The sequence below is a fragment of the Streptomyces sp. NPDC079167 genome, assembly GCF_040686735.1.
In the GTDB taxonomy this organism is placed as follows: Bacteria; Actinomycetota; Actinomycetes; order Streptomycetales; family Streptomycetaceae; genus Streptomyces.
Genome location: NZ_JBFBLO010000020.1, coordinates 56,428 through 78,457 on the forward strand (window position 1 = coordinate 56,428; position 22,030 = coordinate 78,457).

At 70.3% G+C, this 22,030-nt stretch carries 19 protein-coding genes and 1 tRNA gene; 11 read left to right on the forward strand and 9 right to left on the reverse strand.

Annotated elements, in window-relative coordinates:
- Positions 1–15: 15 nt before the first annotated feature.
- Positions 16–786, reverse strand: a complete 771-nt coding sequence (locus AB0P41_RS30725) for a sulfite exporter TauE/SafE family protein (protein WP_356715614.1) — start codon at positions 784–786, stop codon at positions 16–18.
- Positions 787–932: 146 nt separating this feature from the next.
- On the opposite strand from AB0P41_RS30725, the gene AB0P41_RS30730 reads away from it, so the two are divergent.
- From AB0P41_RS30730 to AB0P41_RS30760, 7 genes are all read left to right on the forward strand, one after another.
- Positions 933–2,054, forward strand: coding sequence for a substrate-binding domain-containing protein (locus AB0P41_RS30730; RefSeq protein WP_365935386.1), 1,122 nt, complete (start codon positions 933–935; stop codon positions 2,052–2,054).
- Between the two features lie 101 nt (positions 2,055–2,155).
- Positions 2,156–3,523 carry an extracellular solute-binding protein gene (locus AB0P41_RS30735; RefSeq protein WP_356715611.1) on the forward strand — a complete coding sequence of 456 codons (1,368 nt, stop codon included), beginning with the start codon at positions 2,156–2,158 and terminating at the stop codon, positions 3,521–3,523.
- A gap of 47 nt (positions 3,524–3,570) precedes the next feature.
- Positions 3,571–4,569, forward strand: coding sequence for a sugar ABC transporter permease (locus tag AB0P41_RS30740; RefSeq protein WP_365935388.1), 999 nt, complete (start codon positions 3,571–3,573; stop codon positions 4,567–4,569).
- Entirely contained in the window at positions 4,566–5,441 is an 876-nt protein-coding gene (locus AB0P41_RS30745) for a carbohydrate ABC transporter permease (RefSeq protein ID WP_356715607.1), read from the forward strand. The genes AB0P41_RS30740 and AB0P41_RS30745 overlap by 4 nt, the downstream gene beginning before the upstream one ends.
- Positions 5,442–5,478: 37 nt before the next feature.
- Positions 5,479–6,507 (forward strand): hydroxyacid dehydrogenase, encoded by a 1,029-nt coding sequence (locus AB0P41_RS30750; RefSeq protein ID WP_365935390.1) that lies wholly within the window; start codon positions 5,479–5,481, stop codon positions 6,505–6,507.
- On the forward strand, positions 6,504–8,396 hold the full coding sequence (locus AB0P41_RS30755; RefSeq protein WP_365935391.1) for a DUF2264 domain-containing protein: 1,893 nt from the start codon (positions 6,504–6,506) through the stop codon (positions 8,394–8,396). Before AB0P41_RS30750 ends, AB0P41_RS30755 begins: the two co-directional genes overlap by 4 nt.
- Positions 8,397–8,774: 378 nt before the next feature.
- Complete coding sequence (locus AB0P41_RS30760) at positions 8,775–9,440, forward strand: hypothetical protein (RefSeq protein ID WP_356715705.1); 666 nt, start codon at positions 8,775–8,777, stop codon at positions 9,438–9,440.
- Positions 9,441–9,487: 47 nt separating this feature from the next.
- On the opposite strand, the gene AB0P41_RS30765 is transcribed toward AB0P41_RS30760, so the two are convergent.
- From AB0P41_RS30765 to AB0P41_RS30775, 3 genes are read right to left on the reverse strand one after another with little or no spacing between them, the layout of a single operon-like run.
- Entirely contained in the window at positions 9,488–10,123 is a 636-nt protein-coding gene (locus tag AB0P41_RS30765) for an LUD domain-containing protein (RefSeq protein ID WP_356715601.1), read from the reverse strand.
- Positions 10,120–11,670, reverse strand: coding sequence for a lactate utilization protein B (locus tag AB0P41_RS30770; RefSeq protein ID WP_365935393.1), 1,551 nt, complete (start codon positions 11,668–11,670; stop codon positions 10,120–10,122). The genes AB0P41_RS30765 and AB0P41_RS30770 overlap by 4 nt, the downstream gene beginning before the upstream one ends.
- The gene (locus AB0P41_RS30775; RefSeq protein ID WP_356715597.1) at positions 11,667–12,434 is read right to left on the reverse strand and encodes a (Fe-S)-binding protein; all 768 of its coding nucleotides are present in this window, start codon (positions 12,432–12,434) and stop codon (positions 11,667–11,669) included. Before AB0P41_RS30775 ends, AB0P41_RS30770 begins: the two co-directional genes overlap by 4 nt.
- Positions 12,435–12,762: 328 nt before the next feature.
- Between AB0P41_RS30775 and AB0P41_RS30780 the strand changes: the two genes are divergently transcribed.
- Positions 12,763–14,451: an L-lactate permease gene (locus AB0P41_RS30780; protein ID WP_365935395.1), complete on the forward strand. Its 1,689-nt coding sequence runs from the start codon at positions 12,763–12,765 to the stop codon at positions 14,449–14,451.
- 21 nt (positions 14,452–14,472) lie between these two features.
- Here AB0P41_RS30780 and AB0P41_RS30785 read toward each other — a convergent pair whose 3' ends face one another.
- Together AB0P41_RS30785 and AB0P41_RS30790 are read right to left on the reverse strand one after the other, a co-directional pair.
- Positions 14,473–15,240, reverse strand: a complete 768-nt coding sequence (locus tag AB0P41_RS30785) for an FCD domain-containing protein (protein WP_356715592.1) — start codon at positions 15,238–15,240, stop codon at positions 14,473–14,475.
- A 138-nt stretch (positions 15,241–15,378) separates the two neighbouring features.
- Complete coding sequence (locus AB0P41_RS30790) at positions 15,379–15,651, reverse strand: hypothetical protein (RefSeq protein ID WP_365935398.1); 273 nt, start codon at positions 15,649–15,651, stop codon at positions 15,379–15,381.
- Between the two features lie 244 nt (positions 15,652–15,895).
- On the opposite strand from AB0P41_RS30790, the gene AB0P41_RS30795 reads away from it, so the two are divergent.
- The 3 genes from AB0P41_RS30795 to AB0P41_RS30805 all read left to right on the forward strand — a co-directional run bounded on the left by AB0P41_RS30795 (position 15,896) and on the right by AB0P41_RS30805 (position 18,605).
- Entirely contained in the window at positions 15,896–16,849 is a 954-nt protein-coding gene (locus tag AB0P41_RS30795; RefSeq protein WP_365935400.1) for a sensor histidine kinase, read from the forward strand.
- Positions 16,850–16,851: 2 nt separating this feature from the next.
- The gene (locus AB0P41_RS30800; RefSeq protein ID WP_365935402.1) at positions 16,852–17,523 is read left to right on the forward strand and encodes a response regulator transcription factor; all 672 of its coding nucleotides are present in this window, start codon (positions 16,852–16,854) and stop codon (positions 17,521–17,523) included.
- A 188-nt stretch (positions 17,524–17,711) separates the two neighbouring features.
- On the forward strand, positions 17,712–18,605 hold the full coding sequence (locus AB0P41_RS30805; protein ID WP_356715582.1) for a DUF2510 domain-containing protein: 894 nt from the start codon (positions 17,712–17,714) through the stop codon (positions 18,603–18,605).
- 116 nt (positions 18,606–18,721) lie between these two features.
- Here the strand turns inward: AB0P41_RS30805 and AB0P41_RS30810 are convergent, their stop codons facing one another.
- From AB0P41_RS30810 to AB0P41_RS30820, 3 genes are all read right to left on the reverse strand, one after another.
- Positions 18,722–19,213 (reverse strand): hypothetical protein, encoded by a 492-nt coding sequence (locus AB0P41_RS30810; RefSeq protein ID WP_356715580.1) that lies wholly within the window; start codon positions 19,211–19,213, stop codon positions 18,722–18,724.
- Entirely contained in the window at positions 19,210–21,699 is a 2,490-nt protein-coding gene (locus AB0P41_RS30815) for a nitrate reductase (protein ID WP_365935404.1), read from the reverse strand. Before AB0P41_RS30815 ends, AB0P41_RS30810 begins: the two co-directional genes overlap by 4 nt.
- A 219-nt stretch (positions 21,700–21,918) precedes the next feature.
- A tRNA-Pro gene (locus AB0P41_RS30820) sits at positions 21,919–21,992 on the reverse strand.
- Between the last annotated feature and the right edge of the window lie 38 nt (positions 21,993–22,030).

Consider the following 22,030-nt stretch of genomic DNA (forward strand, 5'->3'; position numbering starts at 1 on the left):
TCCCCCGGGCGGTCTTCAGCGCAGCAGCAGCTGGAGGCCGCCCAGGACGGTGGCCCCGATGACGATGCGGTCGAAGAGCTTCTGGTTGATCCGGCCGACGCAGGCGCGGCCGAGGTAGGCACCGGGTACGACGAACAGCACCAGGGCCGCGTCCAGCATCAGCGACTGCGCGTCGATCAGGCCGAGTCCCACGCTGAAGGGCACCTTGGACGTGTTGACGATCAGGAAGAACCACGCCGACGTGCCCAGGAAGCCGAGCTTCCGGAACCCCGCGGAAAGCAGATACATCGACATCACGGGGCCGCCCGCGTTGGCGACCATGGTCGTGAAGCCGCCCAGCACCCCGTAGGTCCGGGCCTTGAGGCGCCCGCCGCGCGAGGGTTCGTCCGTGTCCTCCCCCTCCGCGGCGGGAGCCTCGGGGCGGGCGCGTCGCCGCCAGAGGGTGACGCCCGCCATGAAGAGCAGGATCGCGCCGATCGAGCGGGCCACGGCCTCGTCGTCGGCCCACAGCATGAATACCGTGCCCGCCACCACACCCGCGGCGACGGCGGGGAAGAGCCGCAGCAGCGTGGGCCAGTGGGCGTGCCGGCGGTAGACCAGCACGGCGAGGATGTCGCCGGCGATCAGGATCGGGAGCAGCACTCCGGTCGATTCGCGGGCCGGCAGTACGGCCGCGAAGACCGCGAGGCTGATCGTGTTGGCGCCGCTGACGGCCGTCTTGGAGAAGCCGACGAGCAGGGAGGCCGCCGCGAGCGCGGCCAGTGGCCACAGGGTGATGGTGTCCATTCCGGATCAGATGGTAGACGCATCTTCCTCTCGGCTGATCATCGTTGCCTCCTGTGAGCGCCCCGAGCGGTGGTCCCTCGCTATGCTGCGATCACTCAGAGAAACGTTCAAACGAACATCGCACAGCGGTAGGCAAGGGGGCCAGCATGCGGGAGCCGGTTGAGCTGAGGCGCAAGCGCATTCTCGCGGTGGTGCACGCACGCGGTGCCGTCAAGGTGAGTTCGCTCGCCGAGGAGCTGGACGTCTCGGCGGTCACGCTCCGGCGGGACGTGGAGGAGCTGGCCAGGACGGGGATGCTGCGGCGCGGGCACGGGGTGGTCCGGCCGTTGGGGGACGACGGCCCGGCCACGGCCGTGCCGGCCGCCCGTGGCGGGGAGCCGGCCGGGGAAGGCGCCGCGATCGCGCTGGTCGTCCCGGAGCGGCATTCGTACCTCTACGAGACCCTGCACGGCGCCAGGACGGCCCTGGAGGAGGCCGGGTCGCGGATCACCCTGCACATCGCCCCGCAGGCGGCCGGCGCGGAACGGCCGCAGGTGGAACGGGCGCTGGCAGGCGGAGCGCGCGGCCTGCTGATCGCCCCCCGGTGGCGGAGCGCCGCGGGCGAGGAGGCGGACTACGGCTGGCTCGCCGAGATGGAGGTGCCGACGGTCCTGATGGAGCGGCGTCCCCGGCCCGGCAGCGCGCTGCACGCCCTGGACTCGGTGTGCTCCGACCACTGGTACGGCATCCACCTCGCCGTGGACCACCTGATCTCGCTCGGCCACCGCCGGCTCGTCCTCGCCGCGAGGAACGACAGCCCGACGGCGCGCTCGATACGGGCGGCGTTCACCGACATAGCCGCCTCCCGGCCCGAGGTGGAGGACTGGTCGGTGGTGCTCAGCTCCCCGAACGCGGGCCCCGGGGAGCCCGGCACACGGGAAGCGGTCCCGGATCTCACGGCGCTGCTGAGGGAGCGCGGTGTGACCGGCGCCGTCCTGCACGGTGACGAGGACGCCCTGATGCTGGTGCAGCGGCTGGCGGAGCACGGGATACGGGTGCCGCGGGACGTCTCGGTGGTGGCGTACGACGACGTCGTCGCGGCGCTGGGCAGCACCGCCCTCACCGCGGTCGCTCCACCGAGGGCGGAGATCGGGCGGGCGGCGGCGGAGCTGCTCCTGCACCGGCTGGCGCAGCCGGCCGGCGCGCCCGGTCCGGTGCGCAGGGTGGAGCTGCTTCCCCGCCTCGAAGTGCGCGGTTCGACGCGGGATTTGCCCCGCGCCGATAACTGATCGTTTGAACACTTCAATCTTCTTTTGATCGATCTATTGACCGCTACCGATCAGCCGATCAGTATTCCCGTGTCTCGAATCAGGAGCCGCGGGAGGCGCACATGCCTGGTCGACAGAGCCGTCGATCCGTGCTCGCCACGATCGCCGCACTGCCTCTGACGGGCGCTCTCAGCGCCTGCGGAGGTGGTGGCGGAGACACACGATCGGGCGGTACGAGCAGTACCGGCAGGAACGTAAGCAGCAGGACCGGCAGGAAGACGCGGATCACCTTCTGGTCCGCCCTGCGGGGCAGTCAGGAGGTCGTGGACGCGTTCAACCGCAATCACGACACCATCGAGGTCGACTACCAGCAGGTCCCCTCCGGGACCCAGGGCGGCTACGCCAAACTCAGCAGCGCCGCACGGGCCGGCAACGCCCCGGACGTCGCCACCATCGAATACATGCAGGTCCCGGGCTTCGCCATCGACGGGGTCTGCCGCGACATCACGGACCTGGTCGGTGAGGGGCTGCGGTCGAAACTGCTGCCGCAGGCCCTGGGACTGACGACCTTCGAGAAGCGGGTGTTCAGCGTCCCGCTCGACATAGAACCGCTGGTGCTGCACTACCGCACCGACCTCTTCGAGCGGTACGGGCTGAGCGTCCCGCGCACCTGGGAGGACTTCGAGGAAGCGGCGAGGACCGTACGGAGCAAGGGCGGAGACCGCCGTATGGCGCTCTTCCCGACGGACGGTGACACGCACCTCGCCGCGTTCGCGTGGCAGGCGGGTGCCCAGTGGTTCGACACGGCGGGCGGCGCCTGGAACGTCTCGCTCGCCGACGCGCCCACCCGGCGGGTGGCCGCCTTCTGGCAGCGGCTGACCGACCAGGACCTGGTCTTCATGAACGCGGTGGAGAGCCGTCAGAGCGACGTCCAGATCGGCGACGGCCTGGTGCTCAGCCGGCTCAGCGGCGCGTGGGACGCCGGTGCCCAGATGAAGGCCCGGCCGAAGCAGACGGGGAAGTGGGCACTCGCGCCGAGCCCTCAGTGGGACCCGGCCGATCCCGGTGTCGGGACCCATGGCGGTTCGACCTTCGCGATCACCAAGGACAGCGCTCACCCGGAGGCCGCCATGGAGTTCATCGAGTGGCAGGTCTCGCACCCGGACGCTCTGCGGGCCCGGCTCTCCAGCGGTGCGAGCAGTCAGTACCCCGCCGCGCCGGGCCTCGTCGACGTGGGCCGCAAGGCCTTCGAAGCGGCCTACTACGGCGGGCAGGACATCTACACCCTCTTCGAGCAGGAGGCGCGGAAGATCCGCCCGGGCTGGATCTGGGGCCCCCGCATGACGGCCACCGGAAGACTCATGAAGGACGGACTGGCGCGGGCGAGCGGCGGCCAGGGTTCCATCATCGGAGCGGTCCGGGCGGCGGAGGAAGGCACCATGCCGGACCTCAGGGCGCTCGGGCTCTCCACCACCCGGCGCTCGACCTGACAGGCGATCAGCATTTCGTTCCCAGCAGCAGAGAGGCAGGTGACACCATGACCAGCGCCACCCCTGTGTCCGTACCGGCGGCCCCCGCCCGGCCGTCCCCACAGAGCCCGGCCGCCGCCGCGCCGGCGCCCGGTTCCCGCAGGTCCGCCCGGCGTCGTGAACTCGGCGCCTGCGGCGCCCTGATGACCCCGTTCTTCGTCCTTCTGGTGACCGTCTTCCTGATCCCGGTCGCCACAGCCGTCCATCTGAGCTTCTTCAGCGACGACCAGCCCGGGCTCGGCTTCGGCCCGGAGCGGACGGTCTTCGCCGGGCTCCGCAACTACGTCGCCGTACTGGCGGACCCGACGTTCCTCAGCGGTCTCGGCGTCGTCGCCCTGTACTGCGTGGTCTACATCCCGCTGATGGTGATCGGCGCCCTCGCGCTGGCCCTGCTGCTGGACTCCGGGGTGGTCCGCCTGCGGGGCACCGTCCAGCTCGCCCTGTTCCTGCCGCACGCCGTTCCGGGCATCATCGCGGCTCTGATCTGGCTGTATCTGTACACCCCCGGCATCAGTCCGGTCATCGACCTGCTCGGCAACGCCGACATCACGGTGGACTTCCTCGGGGTGCACATGGTGCTCCCGTCCATCGTGAACATCGCGCTGTGGAGCAACCTCGGCTACAACATGGTCGTGTTCTACGCCGCCCTGCAGGCGGTCCCCCGCGAGGTCATCGAGGCGTCGGTCGTCGACGGCGCGGGCCCGGTCCGCACGGCACTCCAGGTGAAGGCCCCGCTGGTGCGGTCGTCGATCGTCATGGTCGCGATGTTCACACTCATCTTCGCGCTCCAGCTCTTCACCGAGCCGATGCTGCTCAGCCAGTCGACCCCGATGATCAACTCGCGCTTCTCGCCCAGCATGTACATCTACGACGCGGCCTTCACCCGCAACAACTACGGTCTCGCGGCGGCCGCCTCGGTCATCCTGCTCCTGTGCACGATCGCCCTCTCCTACGGCGTGACCCGCTGGACCAACCGCGCCAACTCCGCCGATGGGGGCTCCCGATGAGCGCGTCGACCGTGTCCCGCACCGCCTCACCCCTGCGGCCCCGGCTTCTCGGGCGCTCCGTCGTGAACCTGGTGGTCTTCGTCTCGGTCCTCTACACCCTGCTGCCGGTGCTGTGGCTGGTGCTCGCCTCCACCAAGGACAGGGACGCCCTGTTCAGCAGCGACATCCTGTCGACGAGCGGCTTCTCCTTCGTGCAGAACATGAAGGACCTCTTCGCCATGGACGGCGGGCTGTACGGCCGCTGGTACGGCAACAGCCTGCTGTACGCGGTGCTCGGCGCGGCCCTCGGCGCGCTGATCAGCGTCGCCTGCGGGTACGCCTTCGACAAGTACCGCTTCGCTCACAAGGAGAAGCTGTTCGGCCTGGTGCTGGCCGCCGTCATGGTGCCGCAGACCGTGCTCGCCCTGCCGCTCTATCTGATGGCCTCCGGCGCCGGTCTCGTCAACACCTTCTGGGCCGTGTTCATCCCCGTCCTGTTCAATCCGTTCGGTGTCTACCTAGGCCGCATCTTCAGCCAGGGGTACGTGCCCGACGAGGTGCTCGAGGCCGCGCGGATGGACGGCGCGGGCGAGCTGGCCGCCTACTTCCGGGTGGCGCTCCGCATGCTGGGGCCGGGGCTGGTCACCGTGTTCCTCTTCCAGCTCACCGCCATCTGGAACAACTTCTTCCTGCCCATGGTGATGCTCTCCGACCAGGACCTGTATCCGGTCAGTCTCGGCCTGTACTCCTGGAACAGCGCCGCGTCCGTGTCACCCGAGTACTACCCCGTCGTCGTCATGGGCTCGCTGCTCGCGGTGCTGCCCCTGATCCTCGCCTTCGCCCTGCTCCAGCGATTCTGGCGGTCCGGACTGACGGCGGGTGCCGTCAAATAACCGTGCCGCCCCGCCCGGACCACCGCACAGGAGAACCATGCCCAGCACTCCCCCCGCCCCCCGCCGGCCGCGCGCCGCGCTCGCCATGGGAGCGGAAGCCGCAGCCGCGGTGCTCTCCCCCGACGCCCTGGCGACGCTGGCCGAGGTGTGTGATCTCGCGCCTCTGCCGGCGATCGACGACTTCACGACCGAGGAGGCCAGGGCCGTACTCGCGGACACGGAGGTCCTGATCACCGGCTGGGGGTGCCCGCCGGTCCACGCGGGTGTCCTGGCCGCCGCTCCCGCGCTGCGGGCCGTCGTGCACACGGCTGGCTCGGTACGCGGTCATGTCACCGACGCCTGCTGGGACAGGGGCATCGAGGTGTCGTCGGCCGCGGCGGCCAACGCGCTCCCGGTCGCCGAGTACACCGTCGCGATGATCCTGCTGTCCGGCAAGCGGGTCATCGAGCGGGCCGGGGAGTACCGGGCCACCCGTACGCGCGACAACTGGCTCGCGATGCCGCCCGGTGTCGGCAACTACCGGCGCACGGTGGGCATCCTGTCCGCCTCCCTGATCGGCCGGCGGGTGATCGAACTGCTCCGGCCGTACGACCTCCAGGTGCTGCTCCACGATCCCTACGTCACGGACGAGGAGGCCGCCGGGCTCGGTGTCCGCCCCGTCTCCCTGGCCGGACTCTTCGTGGAGAGCGACGTGGTCAGCGTCCACACCCCGCTGCTGCCCGCGACCACGGGGCTGGTCAGCCGCGGGCTGCTCGCCTCGATGCGGCCCGACGCCGTGCTGATCAACACGTCCCGCGGCGCGGTCGTCGACCAGGACGCCCTCGCCGGCGTACTGCGTGCCGGCCGGATCCGGGCGGTGCTCGACGTCACCGACCCGGACCCGCTGCCGGCCGGCCATCCGCTGTGGGACTGCGACAACGCGCTCATCACCCCCCATCTCGCGGGTTCCCAGGGCAACGAGCTGCGGCGGCTGGCCGATCTGGCCGTCGGCGAGGTCGCCCGGTGGGCCGCGGGCGACGGCTTCATCCATCCCGTACGACGCGAAAGGCTGGCGTTTCTCGCATGACCACCACCCCCTTTCAGCTCCCCTCCGAGGACCGCGCGCTGAGCCCGCACACCGGTTACACCCGGGGCCACTGGGAGGCCGTGGCGGACGGGCTGCTGGCGGCCGCCTGGAAGTGGGCCACCCCCGGCCGGGCCCTCCTCGACCTGCCGGGCCGGCCCTCCCGCTCCGGGGTCCGGTCCGACGGCCTGGAGGGCTATGCCCGTACGTTCCTCACCGCCGCGTTCCGGGTCGCCGGCGCGGAGGGCAAGGACCCGCACAACTGGCTGGAGCGGTACGCCGACGGGCTCACCGCCGGTACGCGCTCGGCCGGGCGGGACGACGCCGAGTCCTGGCCGCTGATCCTGGACCACACCGTCTTCGGCCAGCCGATGGTGGAGTCGGCCTCGGTGGCGATCGGGCTGCGGCTCACCCGGCCGTGGCTGTGGGACCGGCTGGACGCCACCACGCAGGACCGTGCGGAGGAGTGGCTGCGGGGCGCGCTGCGGCACACGCCCGCACCCAACAACTGGTATCTCTTCCCCTTCTCCGTCGCCGGGTTCCTGGAGTCGGTGGGGCGGGGCGACGCGGAGACGACCCGTGCCCGGCAGCGGGCGCTCGACCTGCTGGAGGTCTGGTACAGCGGCGAGGGCTGGTACGCCGACGGGGACGGGCGCGCCTTCGACCACTACAACGGCTGGGCGCTGCACCTGTATCCGGTGCTGGACGCGTATCTGTCGGGCGACGCGGAGCTGTCCGCGCACTACGGGGCACGGCTGAGCGAACATCTGGAGAGCTTCTCCCTGATGTTCGGCGCGGACGGCTCCCCGATGCACTTCGGGCGTTCCCTCACCTACCGTTTCGCGGCGGGGGCGGCGGTCGCGATGGGCGCCGTGTCCGGGCACACCCCGCTGGCGCCGGGTGTCTCGCGCCGGCTGGTCAGCGGATCGCTGCGATACTTTTTGGAGCGCGGGTCGGCCGGGGACGACGGTCTGCTGAGCCTGGGCTGGCACGGTCCGCACGACGCGACGCTCCAGGTGTACTCCGGTCCGTCGTCGCCGTACTGGGCGTCGAAGGCGTTCGTCGCCCTGCTCGCCCCGCCGGAGCACCCGCTGTGGACGGCGGACGAGGAGCCCGCCCCGAGCGAGGGTCCGGACCGGGTGCTGGCGCTGCCGTCGCCGGGACTGCTGGTGCAGTCGACACAGGCGGACGGCGTGGTGCGGCTGCACAACCACGGCAGTGACCATGTCCGGCCGCACGAGGGCGAGACGGCTGATGTGGCGGACCCGCTCTACGCGCGCCTCGCGTACTCGACGGCCACCGGCCCGACGGCGCCCGCGAACACCGCGGACAACCATCTGTCGGTACGGTTCGGTGGGGCCCGCAGCAGCCGGGTCCGCATCCATCCGCTGGGCGCGGGGCACGGCGACGGCTGGGGCTGGGCCGCGTCCTGGCACCGTCCCGTCTTCCCCGAGGGCCCGCCGACGGTGCCGGGGCTGCGGGTGGAGAGCGTCACGGTCGTCCGGGGCAGGTACGAACTGCGGGTGCACCGGGTCCTGGGCGCGCCCGCCGGCGCCCGGGCCGAACTGACGGGCTGGGCGACGGATCCCCAGGGCCCGGTGCGTTCCGAGTTGCACGGTCTGTACGGCTGGCCGGAGCAGGAAGACGTACGGGCTCCGCAGGGCACGGCGTTCACGCGGTGGGCCGTGCTGCCCCGGCTGGGTGCCGAGGTGGAGGGAACCGAGGTCTTGGTGGCGCTGGCCTCGCTCACCGGAGAGGCGGATCCCGGGCCCCTCGGCGCGGCGGTGACCGGGGTGGACGTGGACGGGGAGACGGTCGCGGTGCGGTGGGCCGAGGACGGTGCGACGACCCGTATCGGCTTCGCGCCGCTGGAGGTCACCCACGTTCCCTGAGGCGCTCGGCAAACGGAGAGTTTCACCTGCCTGAACGGAATGCTGCGGAATCGGGAATGCAAGGGGACCGTTTCCGGAACTCCACAGAATCCCCCGAAATCATTTTCGAACATCACGTCGCACCGTTACGCTGATCCCGCTCCGCCGGGTGGTGGAGCGACTGTCGAAACGCCCGGGGAGGGGCGTGGACAGCAGTTTCGGGGTGGGGAAATAAAGGGGGTCGTTCCGTCATGCCGCGAATACGGCTGACGGCGCGTGTCTGGGGCCGTGCCGTTCACTCGGCGAATCCGTCGATAAAGCGACCGGAAACCATGGCGATCCCTTTGTCCCGCAGGCCCGGAATTCTTTGACGACAAGTGAGGAATACCTGTGCGACGCATCACGTCCGTTTTTCTTTCCCTGAGCGCCCTTGTCGCGGCGTCCGCGCTGGCCGTACCCGTGGCCGGGGCCGCGCCCTCGGCGGACAGGCCGGCCGCCGTGCCCAGCGGCTGGGAGACGGTGGACGGGGCCGAGCTGGCCCGTACCGCCCAGGGGGCAGACGCCCGGAAGGCGCCTTCCGCCGCCGGTGAGGGCGTCTCCGCCGCGGCCGGGGTCACCGAACTCGTAGCCCTGCAGTCGGGCCGCAACGCACAGTTCGTCGCCACCGAGGTGAATTACGCCGCTCCGAACACCGGTGCGCTGCGGGCCCGTTCCCTGGATGTCGGCGGGTCGTGGGAGGGATTCGCCTTCGAGTGGGACGACACCTCGGAGACGTTCGCCATGAAGTCCCTGGCGAACAACCGCTATGTGGCGGTCGAGAAGAACTACACCGGCAGCGCGAAGAACATGCTGCGCGCCCGTTCCACCAGCGTGGGCGGCTGGGAGCGGTTCGTCCTGTTCTACAACGAGGACCTGGACCGCTTCGCGTTCCAGTCCACGCTGAACGGACTGTTCGTCACCATGGAGAACAGCTACACCGGTTCGCTCCAGTACGTGCTGCGCGCCCGCTCGGCCGACATCACGGGAGCCTGGGAGGAGTTCGTCATCTACGACCTCGAGGCCTGACGAAGCCGGTACCCGGGTGCGCGCGCCGACGGCGGGCACCCGGGTCCTCAGGCGTCGGTGCGGATCACCACCGCGAGGGTGCGGGGGCCGTGGACGCCTTCCACACGCTCCAGTTCGATGTCGGACGTGGCCGAGGGGCCGCTGATCAGTGTCGTCGGCCTCCGGGGTACCAGCCGGGCCACCGCCTCGGGGACGCCCGCGACGACGGAGGACAGGTCGACCACGCAGACGTGGAGGTCGGGGACGAGGGACAGCGCGCGCCGGCCCTGGTCGGACGATCCGTCGAGAAAGATCGTGCCGGTCTCCGCGCAGCTGACGGCGGAGGCCGTCACCACCCCGTCCAGTGCGTCGAGGCTCGGGGCGGGGATGTCCGCCGAGTCCCGCTGGATCTCACCGTCGTAGGCGGTGAGCCACTGCTCGTCCAAGCCGTCCGGAACGCCGATCCGGCGGGCACCGCGCTCGCGCAGGATCTCGCCGATGACCTCGGCCGTACGGTCGGCGGTGCAGGGGTGGACCTGCGCCTTGTAGTCGACGAGCCGGTCGGTCAGCAGTTCCAGACGTTCGTCGTCGGGAAGGGTGCGGCCGGTGCGGTACCCCCGAGGGATCTCGACGCCGGGGGCGGGGGCGATGGCCAGGGCATCCCTGATCCGGCCGAGCACCGTGTCGCGCGCGGTGGTCGTCACTGTTCCTCCTGGTGGTCGTCGGCGCGCCGGGCGGCGCCCTCCGCCGAGGCGTCCCGCATGGTGGCCGCGCCTTCGACGGAGGCGAGCCAGGAGCGGAAGGACTGCTTGGGCGGTGCCGCGGTGTCGCGGCTGTCGCTCCAGCCGTCGAACGGTGCGGGCAGGTGGGAGATGGTGCGGTCGCGTCCGCCCACGCCGACGGAGCGGCTGAGGGAGGCGGCCTTCTGCGCGGCCGTGTAGAGCTTCGGTGACTTCATCACGGTGGCGGCGGCCTTCATCGCCAGCTTCTCCGCCGTGGTGCCGGACTGTTCGGTGTTCTGGTGGCGCAGTTCGACCAGCAGCGAAGGGATGTCGATCTTGACCGGACAGGCGTCGAAACACGCACCGCAGAGGCTGGAGGCGTAGGGCAGCGAGCTGTTGGGGTCGTCCTTGGCGGCGTGCATCCCGGCGAGCTGCGGGGTGAGGACCGCGCCGATGGGGCCGGGGTACGTCGATCCGTACGCGTGTCCGCCGGCCCGTTCGTACACCGGGCAGACGTTGAGACAGGCCGAGCAGCGGATGCAGTTGAGGGCTTCGCGGCCCACCTTGTCGGCGAGCGCGGCCGTACGCCCGTTGTCGAGGAGGACGAGGTGGAACTCCTGCGGGCCGTCCCCGGGGGTCACCCCGGTCCACATCGACGTGTAGGGGTTCATCCGCTCGCCGGTGGAGGATCGCGGCAGCAGCTGGAGGAAGACCTCCAGGTCCTGGAAGCGCGGCAGGACCTTCTCGATGCCCATCACGGTGATCAGGGTGTCGGGCAGGGTCAGGCACATCCGGCCGTTCCCCTCGGACTCGACGACGGAGAGGGTCCCGGACTCGGCGATGCCGAAGTTCGCACCGGAGACGGCCACCTTGGTGGTCATGAACTTCTCGCGCAGATAGGCGCGGGCGGCGGCGGCCAGATGCGCGGGCACGTTGTCGAGCGCGGGGTCGACGCCGGGGATCTCCTTGAGGAAGATCTCCCGGATCTCGTCCCGGTTGCGGTGGATCGCGGGGACCAGGATGTGCGAGGGCTTGTCGTGGGCGAGCTGCACGATGAGCTCTGCGAGGTCGGTCTCGTAGGGCGTGATGCCTTGGGCCTCGAGGTGTTCGTTGAGGCCGATCTCCTGCGTGGCCATCGACTTGACCTTGATGACGTCACTGCTGCCGGTGTCCTTGATCAGCCGGGTGACGATCTCGTTGGCCTCGACGCCGTCACGCGCCCAGTGGACGGTGCCACCGTGCTCGGTGACCTTCCGCTCCAGCTCCTCGAGCAGTTCGGGCAGCCGGTTCATGGTGTCGGTCTTGATGGCCGATCCGGCGTCACGCAGCTCCTCCCAGTCCGGGAGTTCGCCGGTGACGCCGATGCGTTTGGCGCGGATGGTGTGGGTGGCCCGGCCGAGGTTGCGGCGCAGCTGCTCGTTGCGCAGTTCGTCGTGGGCGGCCTTGGGGAACTTGCGCTCCCCCCGCAGGTTCCCGGTCCCGTACGGGGAACGGGGCGGGGCGGCGGGCATGCCGAGGAACGTGCTCATCGGGTGGCCTCCATCAGGGCGTACGGCGCGGTGCGGGTGGACCCGAGGATCTGGGCGAGATGCAGGGTGCGCGTACCGGACTTGATGCGGGAGAGCCCGCCGCCGATGTGCATCAGGCAGGAGGAGTCCCCGGCGGAGCAGACATCGGCCTTCGTGGCGGCGATGTTGCGCATCTTGTCCTGGAGCATCGCGGTGGAGGTCTCGGCGTTCTTGACGGCGAAGGTGCCGCCGAAGCCGCAGCAGGAGTCGGCCTCCGGCAGCTCCACGAGATCGATCGCCTCGACGGCGCGCAGCAGCCGCAGCGGTTTGTCACCGACCCGCAGCATCCTCAGGGAGTGGCAGGTGGGGTGGTAGGTGACCCGGTGCGGGAAGTAGGCGCCGACCTGCGTGACTCCGAGGACGTCGACGAGGAGCTCGGAGAGCTCGTACGTCTTGTCCTTGACCGTGGCGACCCCGGCGCGGAGGGCCGCGTCGCCGTACCGTTCGGCGACGATCTCGTGCTGGTGGCGCACCGAGCCGGCGCACGATCCGGACGGCATGACGACCGCGTCGATCGAGGCGTCCCCGAACTGCTCGGCGAAGTTGCGCACCAGCGGGACGGGTTCGCGCTGGTAGCCGGTGTTGACGTGCATCTGGCCGCAGCAGGTCTGGTCCGGCGGGAAGACCACCTCGTGGCCAAGGCGGGCGAGCAGCACCGCGGTGGATTTCACCGCCTCCGGGAAGAGTGTGTCTCCCAGGCAGGTGGCGAAGAGTCCGATACGCATGGGGCCTCCCCGATCGCAAGTTGTGGTCGGACCATACTACCCTCAGTCCGATTCGTGAAGGGAAACGCAGAAGAAGGCAGCACTCATCAGTGGACATCGCGCGACGGCGGAGCAAGCGCTTTCACCCGCATCTCCACCGAACTTGCCCTCGAAGTGACCTACCAAGCAATCGGTCCGACCTTATTGACATAGGACATATGCGGTGTCCTACTGATCGCTCGAACCAACTGCCCGCCTGCTGTCCGCTCCAGGAGCTCCGCATCCGTACGAGGCCCCGGTAGGGCGGTACACGGCACAGATCCCGGTTCACCCCGCCCCGTACCACTCGATGAGGAGTAATTCCGTGGCTCCCACACCTGCCACCGCGCTTGCCTCGTACACACCGGATGTACATGCGATCGCGGACAGCCTTCTGGCGACCGCACTGGTCAGTCTGATCCCGCTCGCCGTGTTCTTCCTGCTCCTGATGGTGGCGAAGCGATCGGCACTGGTGTCCGCGCTGGGCTCGGTGCTCACGGCCCTCCTCGTGGCGGTGACCGGGTTCCGTATGCCCGTCGAACTCGGCCTGCTCTCGGCGTCCCAGGGCCTGCTCTTCGGCCTGTTCCCGGTGATGCTCATCGTCGTCGCGGCGATCTGGTTCTACGAGCTCACGGTCGTCAGCGGCAGGTTCGAGGACCTGCGCCGCTCGTTCAGCGCTGTCGGCCGGGGTGATCTGCGCGTCCAGGCGATGCTCATCGCGTTCTGTTTCGGCGGCCTGCTCGAAGCGCTCGCGGGATTCGGCGCTCCTGTCGCCATCACAGCCGTGATGCTGATGGCACTCGGCCTGCCACCGGTGAAGGCCGCCGTGACGGTCCTTCTCGCCAACACCGCGCCCGTCGCGTTCGGCGCCATGGCCATCCCGGTCACCACGGCGGGCAATCTGACCGGCATCCCGGCGGAGGACATCGCCGCGGTCATCGGCCGCCAGTCCCCGCTGCTCGCCCTCTTCGTGCCCCTGCTGCTGCTGTTCGTCGTGGACGGCACCCGTGGCGTCCGTCAGCTGTGGCCGATCGCGCTGGTCACCGGGGCGGTCTTCGCGGTGGCCCAGTACTGGTGCTCCAGCCACTTCGCCTACGAGCTCACCGACGTGGTCGCCTCACTCGCCGGCTTCGGCGCCGCCGTGCTCATGCTGCGCTTCTGGAAGCCCCGCACCCCCGACGACCAGCGCTCCCAGGTCGAGAACGAGGCGCTCACGCCGCGCCGGGTCACCTACGCCGTGCTGCCGTACATCCTGGTGATCGCGATCTTCGCCGTCGCCAAGCTGGACGTCGGCGCGGTCGACGTGCCCGAGCTCCTCGGTCACCTGAATCTCACCGTCGAATGGCCGGGACTCTACGGCGAGCTGCTCACGTCCGGCGGTGACCCCTCGTCCAGCGCGGTCTACAAGCTGGAGGTCCTGGGGAACCCGGGCACCCTGCTGATCGCCTCGGGCGTCCTGGTCACGCTGATCTACCGGTACGCGAAGGACCGCGACGCCTATCCGATGACCGGCGCCATGGCGTTCTCCGCGGCCGGCCGCACCCTGAAGAACATGCGGGGCGCCATCATGACGGTCGCCACGGTGCTCGCGCTGAGCTACGTGATGAACCAGTCGGGCCAGACCGTGGCCATCGGCACCTGGCTGGCGACAGCGGGCGGACTCTTCGCCCTCCTCTCGCCGATCCTCGGCTGGCTGGGCACCGCGGTGACGGGCTCCGACACCTCCGCCAACGCTCTCTTCGCCAACCTGCAGCAGACAGCCGGCCGGACCGCCGGAATCGATCCCACACTGCTGGTCGCCGCGAACACCTCGGGCGGTGTGGTGGCCAAGCTCGTGAGTCCGCAGAACCTGACCATCGCCGCCACCGCCGTGGGGATGCCCGGCTCGGAACGCGTCCTGCTGCGCAAGGTTGCCGGGTACAGCGTGGGCATGCTGGCGATCCTGTGTGGGCTGGTCTATCTCCAGTCCACGTCGGTGCTCTCCTGGATGCTGCCGTGACCTGGGGCCGAGGCGCTGCCGCTAGGCGGTACCGGCGTCGTCGGTACCGCCGTCTTCGGCACCGCCCCGGTCCTCGTCGACCAGCGTGCCGTGGAACCCGCGGATGTGGAGCTCGGCCAGGTCGGCCGCCGCCTCGCCGTCCCCGGTGCGCACCAGCCGGAGCAACTCGGCGTGCTGGGCGTTGAGTTGCGTCCGGGTGGCGCCCCAGTCGTCCACCTCTTCGAGGGCCCGCAGGATGAGGGGCCGCACGGACTCCCGCACCGCCGCGGTCAGGGTCGAGGTGAGCGCGTTACCCGAACTGCTGGCCACCTTGACGTGGAACTCGGTGTCGAGCTCGTTGAACTCCTCCGGCAGGATGCCCGGCTGTGACATCCGGTGGACCACCGCGCCCGCCTCATCCAGGTCCGCCTCGACGGCGTGCGTCGCGGCGGCGGCGAAACTGGAACGCTCCAGGGCGACCCGGGCCTCCATCACGTCGTGCAGGCTGTAGCTGCCCAGGGCGAAATGGAGGCGCAGCAGCCGGCCGAGGGCATCGTCCGGGTTACGCACGATGCGGGCCCCCGAGTCGGGGCCCCGGCCGGGCTGCGCGACCAGCACTCCGATGGTCTCCAGCACCCGGAGTGCCTCCCGCAGAGCGGAACGGCTCACCCCGAAGACGGGGGCGAGCTCACGCTCGGGCGGCAGTCGGTCACCGGCCCTGAGCTTCCCGGCGAAAACCTGCTCCTCGATGCTCTGCAGGACGAGTTCATGGGTTCGGGACTGCCGCACGGGCTGCCACTCGACAGGCATCCGCTACTCCCCGCTCCGGCCGATATACATGACTCGACTATGTCACACACGCAATGTGGTCGGACCAGAGAAAGCCGGAGATGCCCGGGCACCGGGCGCCGGGCACCATCCGGTCATGGGAGCGGGCCGGGAGGCGGTTCAGGCGGCCGTCCGGTGACCGGGGCGGCGTCCACGCCGGTTGCCCGGGTCGAAGAGCTGGCCTCCCACTCCGGCCGCGACCAGTCCGGCCGCGATGAGCAGCCCGTGGCCGACGGCGATCCCCGTCATCAGTGCTCCCAGTCCCACGACCGTCCACACCCAGGCCGCGGTGGCCCGGGGAGCCGGCCGCAGGGCCCTCCTGCCGGACGCCGGGCCGCCGGGGGGCGGTTCCGTCCTGGTGCCGCCCCGGAGTCGCTCGTCCCGGTGAGCCATGAGGTCTCCCTCCCTCGACGATTCCCCGGGCCGCGGGCGCGTGCCCGCCGCGTCCCGGTCCAGCCGGTGCGCCGGACTTCGATCGTCGTACGAGGGGGTGTCCCGGTCCATCAGGGCCGGCACCCATCTTCGAGGGGCGGCACCATGCAGTCGCTCCCCGGGCGGCGGACCCGCGCGTGACTCCGGGCGCGGACCGGCCATAGTGGAGACACTCCCCGAGCGTACGAAGGAGGCCCGGCCGGCCGTGTCCCTGTTCTGGCGCATCTTCCTGCTCAACGCCGCGGTGCTGGTGGCCGCCGGGGCCCTGCTGCTGCTCGGCCCGATCACCGTCTCCGCCCCGGTGGTGCTGACCGAGGCCCTCATTCTGGCCGGTGGAATGGCCCTGATGCTCGGCGCGAACGCGTTTCTCCTGCGCCTGGGGCTCGCTCCGCTGCAACGGGTCACCAGGGCGATGACGACCATCGACCTGCTGAGCCCGCGGCCGCGTCCCGAGGTCGCCGGCGAGGGGGAGGTCGCGGCCCTGATCGAGACGTTCAACAGCATGCTCGACCGGCTGGAGGCGGAGCGTGCGACGAGCAGCGCCCGGGCCCTCTGGGCCCAGGAGGCCGAACGCCGCCGGGTCGCACAGGAGTTGCACGATGAGGTGGGCCAGACCCTGACCGCGGTCCTGCTGGAGCTGAAACGGGTCACCGGTCATGCGCCCGAACCGCTGCGCGAGGAGCTCGCCCAGGTCCAGGAGATCACCCGGGGCAGCCTCGACGAGATCCGCCGGATCGCGCGACGGCTGCGCCCGGGGGTACTGGAGGAGCTGGGGCTGGTCAGCGCGCTGACGGCCCTGACGACCGAGACCCCGACGCCGAAAGGGCTGACCATCAGACGGCGGACGGAGAAGGATCTGCCGCCGCTGGGCGAGGAGGCGGAGCTCGTCGTCTACCGCATCGCCCAGGAGGCGGTCACGAACACCGTCCGGCACGCCCGGGCGACCCTGCTCGAGATCTCCCTGCTCCGAAGCCCCGCCGGGGTGGAGCTGCGCGTCCGAGACGACGGCCGCGGCCTCGGGGACGCCCCGGAGGGCGCCGGCCTGCGCGGCATGCGCGAACGCGCTCTGCTCATCGGCGCCACACTCACTCTCGGCGCCGGTGCCACGGGCGGCACGGACGTACGCCTCGATGTGCCCGCTCGGAACGGAAGCGCGTGACCATGTCCCACTCCCCCGCCGGGTCCGGGAAGACCCGCATCCTGCTCGCCGACGACCACGCCCTGGTCCGACGCGGTGTGCGGCTGATCCTCGACGGCGAACCGGACCTCCAGGTCGTCGCCGAGGCGGGTGACGGCGCCGAGGCCGTCGAGATGGCGCGCGCGGAACGGCCCGACCTGGCCGTCCTGGACATCGCGATGCCACGCCTGACGGGCCTTCAGGCCGCCCGTGAGCTGTCCCGGATCATGCCGGACCTGCGCATCCTGATGCTCACCATGTACGACAACGAGCAGTACTTCTTCGAGGCGCTGAAGGCGGGTGCCTCGGGTTTCGTGCTGAAGTCCGTCGCCGACCGGGATCTCGTCGAGGCGTGCCGCGCGGCCATGCGTGATGAGCCGTTCCTCTGTCCCGGTGCGGTGACCGCCCTGATCCGGAACTATCTGGACCGGGTCAGGGACGGCGGCGACGTTCCGGAGCGGGCCATCACCGAGCGCGAGGAGGAGATTTTGAAACTGGTCGCCGAGGGCCACTCGTCGAAGGAGATCGCGGGCATGCTCGTGATCAGCGTGAAGACCGTCGAGCGGCACCGGGCCAATCTGCTGCAGAAGCTGGGGCTCCGCGACCGTCTGGAGCTCACCCGGTACGCGATCCGGGCCGGACTGATCGAGCCGTAGCGCGTCACCTCCGGACGGCTCCGTCCGAGGCTCGCAGGCCGCGGCACGACCGGCGGCTCCCGGTGGCCGTCGGCGACGAACGGGGCCCGGGGGGCGAGCTGTTCCGGCCGGCACGGCGACCTCGGAGGTGACTACGACCACGCTGTGCGTTTCATAGGATTCTCACCCAGTGCGCTTACGGTGCTCTCGTGACCCAGACGACCCCGCCCGGCTGGCATCCAGATCCCGGGCACTCAGGAATCGGCCCCCTACATGAACGCTGGTGGGACGGGAGCCGCTGGACCGACCAGCTCCGGATACCTCCCGCGACGGTCCGGCGCCGCCGCATACGCGTCGGCGCGGGCATAGCCGCCGGCATCGTCGTACTCGCGGCCGTCGGTGGCGGCGCATACCTGCTCGGCGACAGCTCGGACGACCGCGCCGACACCGTGTCCACGGGCCCCGCCCCTTCGGGGAGCCCCCGCCTGCCGGGCGCCCCGGACGGTGGCGGCCAGGACGACGGCGAGGGCGGGATCCCCGATCAGCAGATGCCGCAGACCGAGGAGGGATACGCCACCGACGCGGCCAGCGGCATAAGCATCCCCGTACCGGACGGCTGGACCGGCCAGTCAGGACCGATCGGCGCGGGGGTGACGACCGGTGAGTACGCCTGCCCCGGCGACGAGTCCGAGAAGTGTGTGCGCGGCGGGGTGTTCTCCGCACCGGCTCAGGCCCTGAAGGTCGAGGCGACCACGGCGAAGGCCGCGGCGGAGGCCGACATCAAGGCCAACGCCGAGGAGTCGTACGGCGAGAAGATCTACGGCGGCATCACCTCGCACGAGGAGCTCAAGTCCGAGGCCGTCACGGTCGCCGGGCAGAAGGGCTATCAGGTGCGCTGGAAGGTGGTGACGAAGGACGGCGACGACGGATACGTCGAGTCGCTCGCCTTCCCCTCCCCCAACGTCGAGGACATGCTGGTGGTTGTCCGCTCGGGCTTCGACATCAACGCCGATGCGCCGAAGCTCTCGGTGCTGGACGACATCACCAAGGGCATCAAGGAGGCGGAGGGCGCCGGTTCCGGCTCCGCAGGTGAGACCGCCTGAGTGACCCGTCCGCGGACGGAGGCCGTACCGGGTGTTCCGGTGCGGCCTCCGTGACGACCGCGCGCCGATCCGTGGAGCGGCCCCGTGGGGACCCCGCCCGCGGGACCAGGTGGGGGTCAGGTGCTCGTGAGGATCTGAGGGGACAGGTTCTTGATCATGGTGTTTGTCCAGCGCATCTGGCGCAGCGTCCGAGGGTGGCAGGCCGTTGCCAGGTTCAGCAGCCGCGTGTCCTTCGCCGCCTGTCCGGCTTGGGCGAGCATCTCCCAGTACAGCGAGTTTCCGGCTGCGCCGAGGTGCAGTTCCCGGAGGTCTTTGAGCAGGAGAAGACCGGGTTCCGGCCGATGGCCCATGGCTTCGGCGGATTTCTCGCGGATCGTCGGCATGAGGCCCGAAGCGGACCTGTGCGCAGGACCGTCGAGAGTCAGACCGTAGTGGCCGGCTGTCTCCGCCAGGCGGACGCAGTGCTCGTTCGACCATGTGACCAGGTCCTTGGCCACATGGTGGACCTCGTGTTCGGTGCTGTGGCGCTCGGCGACGACGACCAGTTCCTTGGCCAGTTGCCGCTCTCCGTGGTGCAGCGCACGCAGGGTGAGGGTGATTCCGTTCACTGTGCGCCTCCGTCGGTGCCGTCCCCGTCCATGCCGGTCGTCTCCCGGACCCGCGCTGCGACACCGCCTTCGGTGGGCCTGACGCTGCCCGTACGCGAAGGTGCCGATGCGGTGGTCGTGGGGGCGGGGGCAGGGCGTCCCGTACTCTTCTCCAGAAGGGTGACCCCAGCCGCGGCCGTCTTGAACAGCGGCTGTTTGGAGACCGGGTCCCAGTCGGTGATGGTCGTCTCGTTCGCCGCGCGCGGCGGGGTCCTGTCGTCCGGGCCCGAGCCGGAGTCCGTGTCCCAGTAGCCGTAATGGAAGGGGACGAACAGCAGGCCGGGCCGGATACCGGTGATTCTCAGCCGCCCTTGCAGGGCGCCTCGCGGGCTGGTGACTTCCACGAGATCGCCCTCGCCGAGTCCGCGCGCTGTCGCGTCCGAGGAGGAGATCTCCACCCACACGTCGGGCGCCGCCGCGTTCAGCTGGGGGGCGCGGCCCGTCTTGGTGCGGGTGTGGAAGTGGTAGAGGGTGCGCCCGGTGGTCAGCTGGAAGGGATAGTCGTCGCTCGGTGCCTCGTGCGGCGGGATGAACTCGGCGGCTCTGAGCATCGCCTTGCCGTCAGGGTTGGAGGAGCGGTACTCGACTGCCGGGACGGACGCGCCGGTGAGGAGGTCCTTGCCGTAGGTCTCGCACACGTCCGGTTCCGCCCAGGTGACGCCCTGGGTGTACAGGCGGGGGGTTCCCTCCGGCGCCTCCTCGGTGCACGGCCACTGGATGCCGCTGCCGCCGCGGAGCGCGCCGTAGGTGAGGCCGGTGTAGTCGCAGGGCCGGCCGGCGCTGCAGCGCTTCCACGCCTCGAAGGCGGACTCCGGGTCGCTCCAGGTGATCAGGGGTGCGCCGTCCTTGTCCCGGAAGTCCATGCGCTCGGCGTAGTCGAGGAAGATGTCCAGGTCCGGCCTCGCTTCGCCCGGGGGTTCCACCGCCTTGTCGGACAGGTGCACGGTGCGGTCCGCGTTGGTGAAGGTGCCGGTCTTCTCACCCCATGTCGCCGCAGGCAGGACCACGTCCGCCAGCTGTGCGGTCTCCGTGAGAAAAAGGTCCTGGACCACGACGAACAGCCGGTCCTGCGAGAGGACGGAACGGATGCGCGACAGCTCGGGCAGGGAGACGGCCGGGTTGGTGCCGCTGATCCACAGCATGCGGATCGAGCCCTGTTCCGCGTAGCGGAACATCTGCATGGCGTGGGTGGGCGGGGCGTAGTGCGGGATCGTCGTGGTTTCGACGTTCCACACCTCGGCGAGGTCGGCCACATGCTGGTCGTTCTGCCAGTTGCGGAACCCGGGGAGGTCTCCGTCGGCGCCGCATTCCCGGGTGTTCTGCGCGGTGGGCTGACCGTTCATCTGCAGCACACCGGCGCCCGGCCGTCCCAGCATGCCGCGGAGCAGATGAAGGTTGTTGATCTGCACCGCGGCGGCCGTGGCCTGGTGGGACTGGTAGACACCCTGCAGGACGGTGGACAGGAGCCTGTCGGCCGTGCCGAGCACCTCGGCCGCCTCCACGATCCGCGCGGCCGGTACGTCGCAGATGCGCGACGCCCACGCGGGGGTGCACTCCTCGACCGTCCTGGCCAGCTCGTCGAAACCGACGGTGTGGGCCTCGACGTAGTCGTGGTCGACACGGTCGGTGCGGATGATCTCGTGCAGGAGCGAGTTGAGCAGTGCGACGTTCGTCCCGACCCGTGGGGCCAGGTGCACGGTGGCCGCACGCGCGACCCGGGTGGGCCGGGGATCCACACACACCAGACGGGGCGGATCGCCTCCCTCCAGCCGGTCGAGGACGCGCATCCACTGCACGGGCTGGGTCTCGGCGAGGTTGTGACCGAACAGCGCGATCACATCCGCGTGGTCGATGTCGTCGTACGTGCCGGGCTGACCGTCACAGCCGAAGGACTCCTTGAGAGCCTCGGCCGCGGTCGACGTACAGAGGCGCGTGTTCCCGTCGAGATGATTCGTGCCGATCCCGGCACGGGCCGCGACGGCCAGCGTGTAGTACTCCTCCAGGAACAACTGGCCCGAGGTGTAGAAGCCGATCGACCCGGGGCCGCGCTCCCGGAGCAGGTCACGCGAGCGCGTGGCCACCAGTTCCATCGCGGTGTCCCAGTCCGTCTCGGCCAACTGCCCGTCGCGACGGATCAGCGGCTTGGTCAGGCGGTCCGGTGAGGCATTGGCCTGCCAGCCGAACACGTCCTTCGGCCCCAGCCGGCCGCGATTGACCCGGTCCACCACCCGGCCGCGCACCCCCACCATCCGGCCGTCCTTGACCGCGATGTCCATGGCGTCACCGTCGGAGTGCAGAATCGAAGCGGCCTGGACCCACCGCTCCACGCTCTCCGGCTCCACCCCCTCCGCGAGGTGCGTGTCCACACGCGGTGGCCACGCCTGGCCACGGGCGTATGGAGTGCGGCCGCCCCACGGCTGTGCGATCCGGTCGACCGAATTCTCCATGAGTACCACCCGTTCAGCGCTTGCGGCGCCGGTTGCACCGACCGCTCATCGGTACCCGCAACGGGCTTCCTCTAACGGCTCCGCGTCGTCCGCCCGCCGTGGCCCGGTGGCGCGGTACCGGGCGGTACCTCGCGTTTCGCCCGAGTCGCTCCCGTTCGAACGACCGAGGGCCGGTTTCGGATTTCTCCGAAACCGGCCCTGATCTGCGACTGTCTCCAGTCGGGACGACAGGATTTGAACCTGCGACCCCTTGACCCCCAGTCAAGTGCGCTACCAAGCTGCGCCACGTCCCGATGCTCGCCTGACCTGGGGTTTCCCCTGGCCGAACGCG